This window comes from Phormidium yuhuli AB48, from assembly GCF_023983615.1.
GTDB classification, from domain to species: domain Bacteria; phylum Cyanobacteriota; class Cyanobacteriia; order Cyanobacteriales; family Geitlerinemataceae; genus Sodalinema; species Sodalinema yuhuli.
Map to the genome: position 1 here is coordinate 2,617,879 of NZ_CP098611.1, position 17,002 is coordinate 2,634,880.

Here is a 17,002-nt window from a genome sequence, read left to right on the forward strand (position 1 = left end):
GCATCTCTGTGTCATCTCTGTGACGACAAACAAATCCAGTGACCGAATGGTAGTCGGGTAGCCGCCAAAACACATTATGAAATATCCCCCCTAGATTAGTGTTTATCGCTGCAAAAGAGCCAAAAAGCAGTTTGTGAGCCGTCAGCCAACGGTATCAAGCCTAGATTCTAAGCTCCACGACACTGTAGTCTTTATCTCCCACTACACCCATGAAACCTCAAGTCACCACCTCTAGCAACACATTTCCAAGCATTGACGGCTATAGCGTCACGGAGCAGCTCTACTCAGGGTCACGAACGGCCGTCTATCGAGCCATTCAGGAGGCTCAGGGGTATCCCGTGGTGATTAAGGTGTTGCAGCGTGAGTATCCGAGTGTCGGGGAATTAGTGCAGTTTCGCAATCAATATGCGATTACCAAAGGCTTGAGGATTCCTGGAATCGCCAAACCCTTGGGGTTAGACCCCTATGGCAATGGTTATGCACTGGTGATGGAGGATAGTGGCAGCCTATCCCTGAGCCAATACCTTGAGAATCAAGTGCTGAGCCTAGAGGAAACTCTTGAGATTGCCCTTGAGTTAGCCAAAATTCTTCAGCCGTTACATCAGCAGCGAATTATCCATAAAGATATCAAGCCAGCCAATATTCTGATTGCTCCCAACTCTGGGAAAATTACCCTGATTGATTTTAGTATTGCCTCCCGACTTCCCAAGGAAATCCAAGCCATTCAAAGCCCCCAAGGGTTAGAAGGGACTCTGGCGTACCTGGCCCCCGAACAAACCGGGCGGATGAATCGAGGCATTGACTATCGCAGCGACTTTTATGCCCTAGGGGTGACCCTCTATCACCTCTTAACAGGACAATTGCCGTTTCCGGGAGATGATCCCCTAGAGGTGATTCATAGCCATATTGCCAAAACCCCAACCCCAGTCCCTGAGGTGAATCCTGAAGTTCCAGCCCAGTTAGGGGCAATTGTCGCCAAACTCATGGCCAAAAATGCGGAAGACCGCTATCAAAGTGCCTTGGGATTAGAGTACGATTTGGCACAATGTTTGAACCAATGGCAAGAGACGGGGACCATAGCCCCCTTTAAACTGGGACAGCGAGATGTGAGCGAGCGCTTCCTGATCCCCGAAAAACTCTACGGTCGGGAAACCGAAGTGGCCCAGCTCTTAAATGCCTTTGAGCGTGTTGCCCAAGGAGCCTCAGAACTGATGCTCGTAGCCGGATTTTCAGGGATTGGGAAAACGGCTGTCATTAACGAAGTCCACAAACCCATTGTCCGACAACGGGGATACTTTATCAAAGGGAAGTTCGACCAGTTCAACCGCAACATTCCTCTTTCCGCTTTTGTTCAAGCCTTCAATGATTTGGTAGGGCAACTGCTCTCAGAATCCGATCAGCAGTTACAAACTTGGAAGTATCAGCTTCTTGAAGTCCTAGGAGATAGTGGTCAAGTTCTTATCGATCTCATCCCTGAACTCGAACGAATCATTGGCCCACAACCTCCCGCCCCAGAACTCTCAGGCGACGCTGCCCAAAACCGCTTTAACCTACTCTTTCAAGGCTTTATTAAGGTTTTCAGCACTTCAGACCACCCCTTGGTGATTTTCATCGACGATCTGCAATGGGCTGACTCCGCCTCCTTGAGCCTCATGGAGCGCTTATTGATAGAGACTCAAGAGTCGTATCTATTAGTCTTAGGAGCCTACCGGGATAATGAAGTATCTCCCGGTCATCCCTTTTTGATGACAGTTAAGGCTTTAGAGACCGCAGATGTTACCCTTGAAACTCTCATCCTTGGTCCTCTGAAGGTGGATAGCCTCAACCGCCTGATTGCCGATGCGTTTCAAGCTCCAGAAAAGATGGTGCAGCCCTTAACAAACCTGGTTATGCAGAAGACCCAGGGCAACCCCTTCTTTGCTACCCAATTTCTTAAGGCATTATACCAGGAGAGCCTAATTACCTTTGATCATAAGGCTCACCATTGGCAATGTGACCTGGTTCGGGTCCAAGATGCCGCTTTAACCGATGATGTAGTGAAATTTATGGCGTTGCAGTTACAAAAGCTGCCCGCTACGACCCAAGAACAGTTAACGTTTGCAGCTTGTATTGGGGCAAGATTTGACCTCAAGACGTTGAAGATTGTTTCAGAACAAGACCAAACTCAAGTGGCTTCTGCTCTGTGGCCAGCTCTTCATGAGGGGCTGATTGTGCCAGAGAGCAAGATTTACAAGTTCTATCTAGATGATGATCAGCCTAACGATAGTCACTCGGTGGATGACGAGATTTCTGAACAGATTCACTATCGCTTTTTTCATGACCGTGTGCAACAGGCAGCTTATTCGCTAATTTTAGATTCTGAAAAAGAGCAAGCTCACTACCGAATTGCAACTCTCCTCCAACGCAATACTTCAGAAAAAGAGCAAGAAGAAGCGCTCTTTGAAATTCTCAGCCATTTAAACCTCAGTCGGGCCTTGGTGGTAGATCCCTTAAAACGGATAGAATTATCACGCCTGAATTTACGGGCGGCTCATAAAGCTAAGGCAGCAACAGCATATGGAGCTGCAATTGAGTATCTAAAGGTTGGGATTGAAGTCCTACCGCAAGAATGCTGGCAACAGGAGTATGATCTCACCCTAGCGCTGCATAATACAATGGTGGAAGCTCAGTATCTCAGCACAAACTTTGAGGAAATGGAGGATTGGGGTCAGATTGTTTTGCAGGAAGCCAAGAGCTTTTTAGACAGGATTGAGGTGCAAAAATGCCAAATCTTGGCGGCTAAGGCTAAAAATAAGATGCGTTCTGCATTGATGACTGGACTTACGGTCTTGAAACAGTTATCAGTTGAGTTTCCAGACCAACCCACAGAAGCTGATATTGGTAGCGCCATGACACAAACAGCTCAACTCTGGGCTGGAAAGTCGCCCCTAGAATTGATTAATTTGCCTGAGATGGTGGATACTCATCGTTTGGCTGCGATGAAAATCATGACGGAATTAATACCCTGTGCGTATCAAACGAATCCTCCCTTATTGCCATTGCTCGTGTGCAAAGAGGTGGAGTTTTCAATCCGATTTGGCAACTGCCCAGTTTCAACCTTTGCTTATGCCGACTATGGTGTAGTTTTATGTGGAATTTTGGGGGAAATCGAAGCCGGGTATGAGTTCGGACAGTTGGCTATTGCCGTCATTGATAAATTCCAAGAAAATGGCTATAGATGTCGTGCCGGCTGTGTCATAAATAGTCTTATTCGCCCTTGGAAAGATCCATTGTCTGACTTACTACAACCATTCTTGAATGCTTATACTATTGGTTTAGAGACAGGAGATCTTGAATCAGGAACACTGAATCTTTACTACTATTGTCTATCGTACTATGTAGTCGGTCAGGATTTGGCGACTCTAGTTACTGAATTTGAAATCTACCGCAAAGTGATTCGTTCTTTTGGGCAGTTGGGCTGGCTTGGCTATACGGATATGCTTCAACAACTGGCTATGAACCTGCAAGGGGTGACGGATGTACCCTGGGAACTTCAGGGCTCGGTTTATCAAGCAGAAGCGTTCTTAACCCAGGCAACATCAGTTGGTGATAACTGCGGAATTTTTCAGCACTATTTGCATTCAATTTATCTGCTCTACCTATTTAATCAAACTTCCGAGGCTGCTGAAAACTTGAAAATTATAGAGAATCATCTAGATGGTGCGCTATCAAGCTTTTTGATGGTTTTCTATGTATTTTTTGATGCCTTGACTCAATTAGCGCTGTATCCAGATATTTCACTGGAAGAACAGCCTAAGGTGTTAGCCCGAGTTCAACAGCAGCAGGAGCAGTTACAAAATTGGGCCGCCTTTGCTCCTGCCAATCATCAACATCGCTGGGAGTTAGTGGAAGCTGAGCGGTGTCGGGTGGTTGGAGATCGAGCCAGAGCAATTGACTATTACGATCGCGCCATTGCGACTGCCAGGACTTATAAGTTTACCCAAGATGAAGCTCTGGCCAACGAACGGGCAGCCAGGTTCTACCTAGACTGGGGTAAAGAAAAAGTAGCCGGGGTCTATATGCAAGAAGCTTACTATGGGTATGCTCGCTGGGGAGCAAACGCTAAGGTTACGAATCTGGAACAAGATTACCCTGAGTTGCTGCGTCCCATCCTCCAGGCCCCGGTCATGTCTACAGAGGTCTTGAATACCTTAGTCACTATTGGGAATCCCCTGATATCTTCTTATTCTCAATCTCAGCCAGGATCGAGTAGCTCCAGTCTTAACCAAGCTTTAGACTTAGGTAGTGTGCTCAAGGCATCTCAAGCGCTTTCGGGAACCTTAGAACTGGATGAATTACTCAGTCAACTGACGCAAATTATTTTGCAAAACTCTGGGGGCGATCGCTGTACCTTAATCATTCCCACGGATGCAGGTGAATGGCAAGTCCGAGCCATCACCACTCTTGAGACGGTTCATCTCTGTAGCGAGGCGATCGCCCACAGTCCTAATCTCCCCCTGAAGCTAATTCAGTATGTTAAAAACACGCAAGAGGTTGTGACGATTGATAACCTCGTGACTGACTTACCGGTGTTAGATCAGTATCTAGAAACTGAAAAACCCAAGAGTGTACTCGGTTTGCCCATCCTGACTCAAGGACGTTGTCTGGGAATCTTATATCTACAGAATCAGCTCAGTTCTGGGGTGTTCACCCCGGAACGCATCACTATCCTAAATTTCCTTTGCACCCAAGCCGCAATTTCCTTAGAAAATGCCCGGCTGTATCAACGAGTGCAACAGTCCCTGACGGAGTTGCAAGAAGCCCAACTTCAGTTAGTCCAGAGTGAAAAAATGTCTGCCCTGGGGGGATTAGTCTCTGGGGTAGCCCATGAGATTAATAATCCCGTGGGTTGTATTCTGGGGAATGTGGGAGCTACAGAAGACTATGTACAGGATTTATTGGGATTGCTTGACTTATATGGAGAAGCATTCCCGGAACCCGGAGAGGAGATTGAGGCAGAACTAGAGGCGGTGGAGTTAGACTATGTGCGGCAGGATTTACCCCAGTTGATTCGGGCGATGCGGGATAGTGGCGATCGCATTAAATCCATCAGCAAAAGTTTACGCACCTTCTCCCGGAAAGATACGGATTCCAAGCAGCCCTTTGATATTCATGAAGGACTCGATAGTACCCTCCTGATTTTACGCCACCGCCTCAAAGCCAATGAGCATCGACCTGAGATTGAAGTTCTGAAGGACTATGGTTCTCTCCAACCGGTTCATTGCTTCCCAGGACAACTCAATCAGGTCTTTATGAATCTACTCGCCAATGCCATTGATGTCTTTGATGAGATGGCACAAGAATCATCCTTTGCTGCCTTGAAAGAGAAAAAGCAGCGGATTACCCTGACAACTCGACAAGTTGATAATGAGGTAACCTTAACCATTGCCGATAATGGCTCAGGGATTCCCGAGGAAATTCAACCCCAAATTTTTGACCATTTGTTTACGACCAAAGCTGTGGGCAAAGGGACCGGGTTGGGTTTGGCGATCGCCCGTCAAATTGTTGTAGACCAACATGGGGGTCACTTAGAGGTTCAGTCACACTTAGGACAAGGCACTGAATTTTGTATTCGACTGCCACGTTAGAAGAAATCTTTAAACTAGACACAATCAACTCTTATCCTTGCTAAACTCTCATGACCCATTCCGCAAATTCTTCATCCCTTCCAGTTCACGAAATGCCCGGATACACTATTGTTGAACGGATTTACATGGGAGCTCGTACCGCTGTCTATCGGGCGTTGCACAACGACCATCAGCGTTCAGTTATCATTAAAGTGCTCCAGTTAGAATATCCAACCTTTGGGGAGTTGATGCAGTTTCGCAATCAGTATGTGATCACCAAAAATCTTCCTATTCCAGGGATTGTTCAACCCTTGGCCTTAGAACGCCTAGGTAATAGCTATGCCCTAATTATGGAAGATGAGAATGGCTTGTCCTTAAGTCAGTATCTTCAGCAACAGTCACTCGAACTGGAAGAAATTTTGGAGATTGCCCTGCAACTAGCGAATATCCTCCATGACCTACAGCAGCATCGCGTTATTCACAAAGACATCAAGCCGGCTAATATCCTCATTCACCCAGAACGCAAAACCGTCAAGCTCATCGACTTTAGTATTGCCTCATTGTTACCCAAGGAAACCCAAGAGATTCAAAGCCCCAACATTTTAGAAGGCACTTTAGCCTACTTAGCTCCCGAGCAAACCGGACGCATGAATCGTGGCATTGATTATCGTGCAGACTTTTACGCCTTGGGTGTAACTTTGTACCAACTTTTGAGTGGTCAGTTACCCTTCCAATCCAACGATCCGATGGAATTAGTGCATGATCACATTGCCAAATCCCCAAAACCCTTAGCTCAGGTGAACCCAGCCGTCCCAGCAGTCGTGGCAGCCATCGTCGCCAAGCTGATGGCTAAGAATGCTGAAGACCGGTATCAAAATGCCTTGGGACTCCAGTATGATTTGCAGCATTGTTTAACCCAGTGGCGGCAGACTGGTGAAATATTAGAGTTTGAATTAGGTGAGCGGGATATCAGCGATCGCTTCCTCATCCCTGAGAAGCTGTATGGCCGGGACGCTGAAGTGCAAACCCTGTTAGAGGCCTTTGAGCGCGTTGCGGGCAGTCTAACATCCAATATCCAACATTCAGTATCCGAACTAATGCTAGTGGCCGGCTTCTCTGGCATTGGCAAGACTGCTGTAGTGAATGAAATCTATAAACCAGTTACTCGGCAGAAAGGTTACTTCATCAAAGGCAAATTTGACCAATTCAATCGCAACATTCCTTTATCGGCTTTTGCCCAAGCCTTGCGGGATTTGATGGGACAATTGCTCTCAGAATCTGATGCTCAATTAGCCCAATGGAAAGCTGAAATTCTCAAAGCAGTGGGTGAAAATGGGCAAATCTTGATTGAGGTAATTCCAGAGCTAGAACGGGTTATTGGTCAGCAGCCCCCTGCCCCTGAACTATCTGGGAGTGCGATCCAAAATCGCTTTAACTTGCTGTTCCAAAACTTCATCCAGGTTTTCACCACTGCCGTCCATCCCTTAGTTATATTTTTAGATGATTTACAGTGGGCTGATTCAGCTTCACTCCAGTTGCTTAAAGTGTTACTGGATGACAACGGTCACTTACTTGTGTTGGGAGCTTATCGAGATAATGAAGTTTCGCCTACCCACCCGTTAATGCTAACGCTAGAGGAACTGGAAAAAGCAAATTTGATTGTCAATACCCTTACTCTCGCTCCGCTAAGCCTGGAAAACACAAATCATCTAGTTGCTGACACTCTCAAGTGTACTAGAGAACGGGCGACTACCCTGACGGAACTCGTAAATCGTAAAACCAAGGGCAATCCCTTTTTTACAACTCAATTTCTCAAGGTATTACATGAAGAAAGCTGTATCCTATTTGATTACACGCAGGGATATTGGAATTATGATATCGCCCAAGTCAATGCCCTAGCTCTCACGGATGATGTGGTGGAGTTTGTTGCATCACAATTGCAGAAGCTATCGGCGGAAACTCAACAAGTATTACAACTAGCAGCTTGCATTGGGAATCAGTTTGATCTAGAAACCTTGGCGATCGTGGCAGAACAGCCCCTGGCAGAAACGGCAGTGGTACTGTGGGAGGCATTACAAGAAGGCTTGATTTGCCCTCTAAACCAAGCCTATAAGTCCTTTCAGTTAGAAGAAGTAAAACAACTCAATCCCCAGGGCGACATCAAGCCTATTTATCGTTTCTTGCATGATCGTATTCAGCAGGCTTCTTATTCTTTAATTCCCAATGAGCAAAGACAGCTAACTCACTACAAAATTGGCAAACTATTGTTGCAGAGTACACCCTCTAGCAAGCTAGAAGAAAATATCTTTAACATTGTCAGTCACTTAAATCAAGGTTCTGAGCTAATTGAATCTAAGAAAGAAAGATGTCAAGTATCTAAATTGAATCTTATGGCTGGGGAAAGGGCACTAGCCGCAACAGCGTATTCCAGTGCTAGTAAGTACCTTGAAAATGGAATAAAACTCTTGGGACCTAATTGCTGGAAAGAGGAATATCAATTAACACTATCTCTTTATAATTCAACTATCAAAGCAGAATACCTTACTGTTAATTACCCTCGTGCTAACAGGCTGTCTAATTTTGTTTTAGAACGGGCAACTAGCATTCTTGATTGCGTCAAAGTTTACGAACTGCAAATTCAAATGTATATGGCACAGTCAGAAATGCTGGAAGCACTGGCTGTGGGAGAGTTAGCCTTAGAACTTCTGGGCGTTGATTTAAATAATTCTCCAGCAGCTTCGGATATTTACTTGCCAGAGCTATCTGAAATAGAATCATTACCGGTGATGCAAGATCCTCATCACATGGCTATAATGTCTATACTGATGGCAATTTTCTCGCCAGCTTATACAGCTAAACCAGAACTTTTATCGCCAATTGTCCTGACAGCAATTGAACTAAGTTTAAAACAGGGACACACGTCACTGACTGCATTCGCCTACGTGTTGTATGGCATATTACAGTGTGGAGTTGAGAAGAACTTAGATAAAGGTTACTACTGTGGCTTACTGGCATTGAACGTGTTGGAGCGATTCTCCGCGCGGGAATTAGAATGCAAGGTTGTCAATTTGTTTAATGTTTTCATTAAGCCTTGGAAAACTTCTGTTGCTGAAAGTATAGAACCCTTAGAGAGGGCTAGTCAGGTCGGTTTTGAGATGGGGGATATTGAATATGCTAGTTATGCAAGCACTCATCACTGTACTTTCAAGGTTTTAGCTGGAAGACCTCTAGTTGAAATACAGAAAAAGCAAAATACGACAATCCAGCTGGTTGCGAGTGTCAAGCAGGATCATTCATTATATCACACAACAATTTGGCATCAACTTGTTTTGAATTTGCTAAAAAATATAAAAACTCCAGAGCGGCTTTTAGGAGATTGTTTTGACGAGTCTAAATTATTGGGTGATTTCTGTTCAGGCAGCGATAAATCCCTGCCATTTACGGCCTATTTAGCAAAATGTATTTTGAGCTATTTGTTTGGTGATTATTCGCTGGCCCTTGAATCTGCATTAAATTCGAAAAACTATGCTGATTCTGCCATTGGAGTAACTATTGCAATCCACAATTTTTATTACTCTCTTTGTTTGTTGTCGAATGCCTCTGCTTTGATCAATGCTGATTCACCCTTTAGAACAGAAGACAAACAAAGTCTATTGGGTCAAGTGGAGTTCAATCAGGAAAACATGCAAAAATGGGCGATTAGTGCTCCTGAAAATTTTCGTCATAAATTCAATTTAGTTGCGGCAGAAAAATCTCGTATATTGGGGCAAAAAGTAGAAGCCATTGATTTATATGATCTTGCTATTGCCGGGGCAAAAGCAAATGGCTATGTTCAAGAAGAAGCCCTCGCCAACGAACTTGCGGCAAAGTTTTACCTCGATTGGGGCAAAGAAAAATTTGCTGCTAGCTACATACAAGAAGCCTACTATAGTTATGCCTATTGGGGAGCGAAAGCTAAAGTCGCCGACCTAGAGCGACGCTACCCCCAACTCCTGCAACCTATTCTGCAACCAGTCCTCCAACCCTTTAATCTGTTGAATACTGTCAGCACCATCTCCAGGAGAATGGTTATGAGTAGTAGCGGATCCTCACAGGGGAGCAGCTCTAGTCTTAACCAGGCCTTAGACTTGGGCAGTGTGATCAAGGCATCTCAAGCGCTTTCAGGAACCTTAGAACTGGATGAGTTACTCAGTCAGCTGACGCAAATTATTCTGCAAAACTCTGGGGGCGATCGCTGTACCTTAATCATTCCCACGGATGCGGGTGAATGGCAAGTCCGAGCCATCACCACTCTTGAGACGGTTCATCTCTGTGCAGAGGCGATCGCCCACAGTCCTAATCTACCCCTGAAACTAATTCAGTATGTCAAAAACACGCAAGAGGTTGTGACAATTGATAACCTCGTCACCGACTTACCGGTTTTAGATCAGTATCTAGAAACTGAAAAACCTAAGAGCGTACTCGGTTTGCCCATCCTGACTCAAGGGCGTTGTCTGGGAATTTTATATCTACAGAATCAGCTCAGTTCTGGGGTGTTCACCCCGGAACGCATGACTGTTCTCAATTTCCTTTGCACCCAAGCCGCAATTTCCCTAGAAAATGCTCGACTCTACCAACGAGTGCAACAGTCTCTGACAGAGTTACAAGAAGCCCAACTCCAGTTAGTCCAGAGTGAAAAAATGTCCGCCCTGGGAGGCTTAGTCTCTGGGGTAGCCCATGAGATTAATAATCCCGTGGGTTGTATTCTGGGGAATGTGGGAGCTACGGAAGACTATGTACAGGATTTATTGGGATTGCTTGACTTATATGGAGAAGCATTCCCGGAACCCGGAGAGGAGATTGAGGCAGAACTAGAGGCGGTGGAGTTAGACTATGTGCGGCAGGATTTACCCCAGTTGATTCGGGCGATGCGGGATAGTGGCGATCGCATTAAATCCATCAGCAAAAGTTTACGCACCTTCTCCCGGAAAGATACGGATTCCAAGCAGCCCTTTGATATCCATGAAGGACTCGATAGTACCCTCCTGATTTTACGCCACCGCCTCAAAGCCAATGAGCATCGACCTGAGATTGAGGTGGTCAAAGATTATGGCAATCTGCCCCCTATCAATTGTTTTCCGGGGCAACTCAATCAGGTGTTTATGAATCTTCTCGCCAATGCCATTGATGTCTTTGATGAGATGGCACAAGAATCATCCTTTGCTGCCCTGAAAGAGAAAACCCAGCGGATTACCCTGATAACTCGACAAGTTGACAATGAGGTAACCCTGACCATTGCTGATAATGGCTCAGGGATTCCCGAGGAGATTCAACCCCAAATTTTTGACCATTTGTTTACGACCAAAGCTGTGGGAAAAGGGACCGGGCTGGGTTTGGCGATCGCCCGTCAAATTGTTGTAGATGTTCACAGGGGTCAATTAAACGTCAATTCACAAGTCGATCAAGGAACTGAATTTATTATCAGCCTGCCCCATCAAAACAATCCAGACTCATACAAGCGTACTAGACAGTCTACATGAGAAAGGCAAGGTTCTATCACTAATTATGAGCAATAAGCTCGCCAGTTAGTCCATTTTTAAATTATTCTTGACATTGCTCTCAGCCGTGGGTTAACTTGTAGAATAATGACGAAATATATATGCGTGTAAATATAATGCAAAAAATATTTCATCTCGGTAGCATCTCCGTGACGATGGACAAATGCAGTGACAGAATAGTAGTCGGGTAGTCGCCCAAACTCAGTACGACAATATCCCCTCTAGAGTAGTATTTATCCCTGCAAAAGAGCCAAAAAGCAGTTTGTGAGCCGTCAGCCAACGGTATCAAGCCTAGATTCTAAGCTCCACGACACTGTAGTCTTTATCTCCCACTACACCCATGAAACCTCAAGTCACCACCTCTAGCAACACATTTCCAAGCATTGACGGCTATAGCGTCACGGAGCAGCTCTACTCAGGGTCACGAACGGCCGTCTATCGAGCCATTCAGGAGGCTCAGGGGTATCCCGTGGTGATTAAGGTGTTGCAGCGTGAGTATCCGAGTGTCGGGGAATTAGTGCAGTTTCGCAATCAATATGCGATTACCAAAGGCTTGAGGATTCCTGGAATCGCCAAACCCTTGGGGTTAGACCCCTATGGCAATGGTTATGCACTGGTGATGGAGGATAGTGGCAGCCTATCCCTGAGCCAATACCTTGAGAATCAAGTGCTGAGCCTAGAGGAAACTCTTGAGATTGCCCTTGAGTTAGCCAAAATTCTTCAGCCGTTACATCAGCAGCGAATTATCCATAAAGATATCAAGCCAGCCAATATTCTGATTGCTCCCAACTCTGGGAAAATTACCCTGATTGATTTTAGTATTGCCTCCCGACTTCCCAAGGAAATCCAAGCCATTCAAAGCCCCCAAGGGTTAGAAGGGACTCTGGCGTACCTGGCCCCCGAACAAACCGGGCGGATGAATCGAGGCATTGACTATCGCAGCGACTTTTATGCCCTAGGGGTGACCCTCTATCACCTCTTAACAGGACAATTGCCGTTTCCGGGAGATGATCCCCTAGAGGTGATTCATAGCCATATTGCCAAAACCCCAACCCCAGTCCCTGAGGTGAATCCTGAAGTTCCAGCCCAGTTAGGGGCAATTGTCGCCAAACTCATGGCCAAAAATGCGGAAGACCGCTATCAAAGTGCCTTGGGATTAGAGTACGATTTGGCACAATGTTTGAACCAATGGCAAGAGACGGGGACCATAGCCCCCTTTAAACTGGGACAGCGAGATGTGAGCGAGCGCTTCCTGATCCCCGAAAAACTCTACGGTCGGGAAACCGAAGTGGCCCAGCTCTTAAATGCCTTTGAGCGTGTTGCCCAAGGAGCCTCAGAACTGATGCTCGTAGCCGGATTTTCAGGGATTGGGAAAACGGCTGTCATTAACGAAGTCCACAAACCCATTGTCCGACAACGGGGATACTTTATCAAAGGGAAGTTCGACCAGTTCAACCGCAACATTCCTCTTTCCGCTTTTGTTCAAGCTCTACGTGATTTGATGAATCAACTGCTCTCAGAATCTGATCAGCAGTTACAAATCTGGAAAGACAAACTACTCAAAGCCTTGAGGGACAGTGGTCAGGTTCTTATCGATCTCATCCCTGAACTTGAACAGGTTATTGGCCCACAACCTCCCGCCCCAGAACTCTCAGGCGACGCTGCCCAAAACCGCTTTAATCGACTGTTTAAAAACTTTCTAGAGGTTTTCACGAGAGCGGAACACCCTTTAGTCATCTTTATTGATGACCTACAATGGGCCGACTCTGCTTCTTTGACCTTAATGCAAAGTCTGTTAACGGAAGCCCAATCGGAATCTCAACCTCGATCTTTACTGGTTTTAGGAGCCTATCGAAATAATGAAGTGTCTCCCGAGCATCCCTTTTTGATGATGGTTAGGGCCCTGGAAAATGAGAATGTCATCCTAGAAACCCTCACCCTCAGTCCTTTAAATTCTAATAGCCTTAACCATCTAATTGCTGATGCTTTTCGGGCTTCAGCATCTGGGGTGGAGCCTTTGACAAATCTAGTCATGCAAAAGACTGAGGGCAATCCCTTTTTTGCTACCCAATTTCTCAAGGCATTATACCAAGATAGTTTGATTACCTTTGACCGGGAAGCTCACCATTGGCAATGTGACCTGGTTCGGGTTCAAGATGCAGTCCTGACGGATGATGTAGTTGAATTTATGGCGTTGCAGTTACAAAAGCTACCCGCTGTGACCCAAGAACAGTTAACGTTTGCAGCTTGTATTGGGGCAAGATTTGATCTCAAAACGTTGAAGATTGTTTCAGAACAAGACCAAACTCACGTGACTTCTGCTCTGTGGCCGGCAGTGCAAGAGGGGCTGATTGTGCCAGAAAGTAAGATTTACAAGTTCTATCTAGATGATGATCAGCCCAACGATAGTCACTTGGTGGATGACGAGATTTCTGAACAAGTTCACTATCGCTTTTTTCATGACCGTGTGCAACAGGCAGCCTATTCGTTAATTTTAGATTCTGAGAAACAGCAAGTTCACTACCGAATTGCAACTCTCCTGCAACGGGATACTTCGGAAAAAGAGCAGGAGGAAGCACTCTTTGAAATTCTTAGCCATTTAAACCTCAGTCGGGCCTTGGTGGTAGATCCCTTAAAACGGATAGAATTATCACGCCTGAATTTACGGGCAGCTCATAAAGCTAAAACTGCAACGGCATATGGAGCTGCAATTGAGTATCTAAAGGTTGGGATAGAAGTCCTACCACAAGAGTGTTGGCAACAGGAGTATGACCTCACCCTAGCGCTGCATAACGCAATGGTGGAAGCCCAGTATCTCAGCACAAACTTTGAGGAAATGGAGGATTGGGTTCAGACTGTTTTGCAGGAAGCCAAGAGCTTTTTAGACACGATTGAGGTGCAAAAATACCGAATCTTGGCGGCTAAGGCTAACGATAAGATGCGCTCTGCACTAACGACTGGGCTTACAGTCTTGAAACAGTTATCAGTTGAGTTTCCAGACCAACCCACAGAAGCTGATATTGGCAGCGCCATGACACAAACAGCCCAACTCTGGGCTGGGAAATCGCCCCTAGAATTGATTGATTTGCCTGAGATGGTGGATACTCATCGTTTGGCTGCGATGAAAATCATGACGGAATTAGTACCCTGCTGTTATCGAGTATTTCCTCCCCTACTGCCATTACTGGTGTGTAAGCAGGTAGAGTTCTCAATTCAATTTGGCAATTGCCCGATTTCAACCTTTGCTTATGCCGACTATGGTGTGGTTTTGTGTGCAGTTTTAGAGGAAGTTGAAGCCGGATATGAGTTCGGACAGTTAGCCCTTGCTGTCATTGATAAATTCCAAGAAAATGGCTACAAATGTCGCGCGTATTTTATTATAAATGGTCTCATCCGTCCTTGGAAAGATCCATTGTCTGATTTACTGCAACCATTCTTAAATGGATATAATATTGGTTTAGAGACAGGAGATCTTGAATCGGGAGCACTGAATCTTTCTTACTATTGTTTGACATCTTATGTAGTCGGTCAGGATTTGGCGACTCTAGTTACTGAACTGGAAATCTACCGTAAAGCCATTCATTCTTTTGGTCAGTTATGCTGGCTTGGCTATACGGATATGCTTCAACAACTGGCTATGAACCTGCAAGGAGTGACGGATGTACCCTGGGAACTTCAGGGCTCGGTTTATCAAGGCGAAGCGTTCTTAACCCAGGCAATGTCAGTTGGTGATAACTGCGGAATTTTTCAGCACTATTTGTATTCAATTTATTTGCTCTATCTATTTAATCAAACTTCCGAGGCTGCTGAAAACTTGAAAATCATAGAAAATCATTTAGATGGTGCGCTGTCAAGCTTTTTTCTGGCCTTCTATGTATTTTTGGATGCCTTGACTCAATTAGCGCTGTATCCAGAAACTTCACTGGAAGAACAGCCTAAGGTGTTAGCCCGAGTTCAACAGCAGCAGGAGCAGTTACAAAATAGGGCCGCCTTTGCTCCTGCCAACCATCAACATCACTGGGAGTTAGTGGAAGCTGAGCGGTGTCGGGTGGTTGGAGATCGAGCCAGAGCAATTGACTATTACGATCGCGCCATTGCGACTGCCAGGACTTATAAGTTTACCCAAGATGAAGCTCTGGCCAACGAACGGGCAGCCAGGTTCTACCTAGACTGGGGTAAAGAAAAAGTAGCAGCAGGCTATATGCAAGAAGCTTACTATGGGTATGCTCGCTGGGGAGCCCACGCTAAGGTTACGAATCTGGAACAAGATTACCCTGAGTTGCTGCGTCCCATCCTCCAGGCCCCAGTGATGTCTACAGAGGTCTTGAATACCTTAGTCACTATTGGAAATCCCTTTATATCTTCTTATACCCAATCTCATACGGGTTCGTCGAGTAGCTCGGGTCTTAACCAAGCTCTAGACTTAGGCAGTGTACTCAAGGCATCTCAAGCGCTTTCGGGAACCTTAGAACTGGATGAATTACTCAGTCAACTGACGCAAATTATTTTGCAAAACTCTGGGGGCGATCGCTGTACCTTAATCATTCCCACGGATGCGGGTAAATGGCAAGTCCGGGCCATCACCACTCTTGAGACGGTTCATCTCTGTACAGAGGAGCTCGCCCAAAATCCTAATCTCCCCCTGAAGCTAATTCAGTATGTCAAAAACACGCAACAGGTTGTGACGATTGATAACCTCGTCACCGACTTACCCGTTTTAGATCAGTATCTAGAAACTGAAAAACCCAAGAGTGTACTCGGTTTGCCCATCCTGACTCAAGGACGTTGTTTGGGAATTTTATATCTACAGAATCAGCTCAGTTCTGGGGTGTTCACCCCGGAACGCATGACTGTTCTCAATTTCCTTTGCACCCAAGCCGCAATTTCCCTAGAAAATGCTCGACTCTACCAACGAGTGCAACAGTCTCTGACAGAGTTACAAGAAGCCCAACTCCAGTTAGTCCAAAGTGAAAAAATGTCAGCGTTAGGAGGCTTAGTCTCTGGGGTAGCCCATGAGATTAATAATCCCGTGGGTTGTATTCTGGGGAATGTGGGAGCTACAGAAGACTATGTAAACGATTTATTGGGATTGCTTGACTTATATGGAGAAGCGTTCCCGGAACCCGGAGAGGAAATTGAGGCAGAACTAGAGGCGGTGGAGTTAGACTATGTGCGTCAGGATTTACCCCAGTTGATTCGGGCGATGCGAGATAGTGGCGATCGTATTAAATCCATCAGTAAAAGTTTACGCACCTTCTCCCGGAAGGATACGGATTCCAAGCAGCCCTTTGATATCCATGAAGGACTCGATAGTACCCTCCTGATTTTACGCCACCGCCTCAAAGCCAATGAGCATCGACCTGAGATTGAAGTTCTGAAGGACTATGGTTCTCTCCAACCCGTTCATTGCTTCCCAGGACAACTCAATCAGGTCTTTATGAATCTACTCGCCAATGCCATTGATGTCTTTGATGAGATGGCACAAGAATCATCCTTTGCTGCCTTGAAAGAGAAAACGCAGCGGATTACCCTGACAACTCGACAAGTTGATAATGAGGTGACCCTTAAAATTGCCGATAATGGCTCAGGGATTCCCGAGGAGATTCAACCCCAAATTTTCGACCATTTGTTTACGACCAAAGCCGTGGGCAAAGGGACCGGGTTGGGTTTGGCGATCGCCCGTCAAATTGTTGTAGACCAACATGGGGGTCACTTAGAGGTTCAGTCACACTCAAGGCAAGGCACTGAATTTTGTATTCGACTGCCACGTTAGAATCCAGAATACACCCAAAATCTTCAAGGTACTAGTGGGAACGAGTGTAGTGAGTCAACGACCCTGAAAACGGTCATATTTACTCT

The 17,002-nt window shown here is 45.8% G+C and carries 3 protein-coding genes; all 3 read left to right on the forward strand.

Annotated features, from left to right (window positions below):
• Positions 1-209 precede the first annotated feature (209 nt).
• The 3 genes from NEA10_RS11230 to NEA10_RS11240 all read left to right on the forward strand — a co-directional run bounded on the left by NEA10_RS11230 (position 210) and on the right by NEA10_RS11240 (position 16,916).
• Complete coding sequence (locus tag NEA10_RS11230; RefSeq protein ID WP_252659988.1) at positions 210-5,627, forward strand: trifunctional serine/threonine-protein kinase/ATP-binding protein/sensor histidine kinase; 5,418 nt, start codon at positions 210-212, stop codon at positions 5,625-5,627.
• 50 nt (positions 5,628-5,677) lie between these two features.
• Positions 5,678-11,125 (forward strand): trifunctional serine/threonine-protein kinase/ATP-binding protein/sensor histidine kinase, encoded by a 5,448-nt coding sequence (locus tag NEA10_RS11235; RefSeq protein ID WP_252659990.1) that lies wholly within the window; start codon positions 5,678-5,680, stop codon positions 11,123-11,125.
• A 358-nt stretch (positions 11,126-11,483) separates the two neighbouring features.
• Entirely contained in the window at positions 11,484-16,916 is a 5,433-nt protein-coding gene (locus NEA10_RS11240; RefSeq protein ID WP_252659992.1) for a trifunctional serine/threonine-protein kinase/ATP-binding protein/sensor histidine kinase, read from the forward strand.
• Positions 16,917-17,002 lie beyond the last annotated feature (86 nt).

Bases quoted from the DNA above. Each gene is read 5' to 3' on its own strand.
- NEA10_RS11235 (WP_252659990.1), top strand. From the start codon at position 5,678: ATGACCCATTCCGCAAATTCTTCATCCCTTCCAGTTCACGAAATGCCC.
- NEA10_RS11230 (WP_252659988.1), top strand. From the start codon at position 210: ATGAAACCTCAAGTCACCACCTCTAGCAACACATTTCCAAGCATTGAC.
- NEA10_RS11240 (WP_252659992.1), top strand. From the start codon at position 11,484: ATGAAACCTCAAGTCACCACCTCTAGCAACACATTTCCAAGCATTGAC.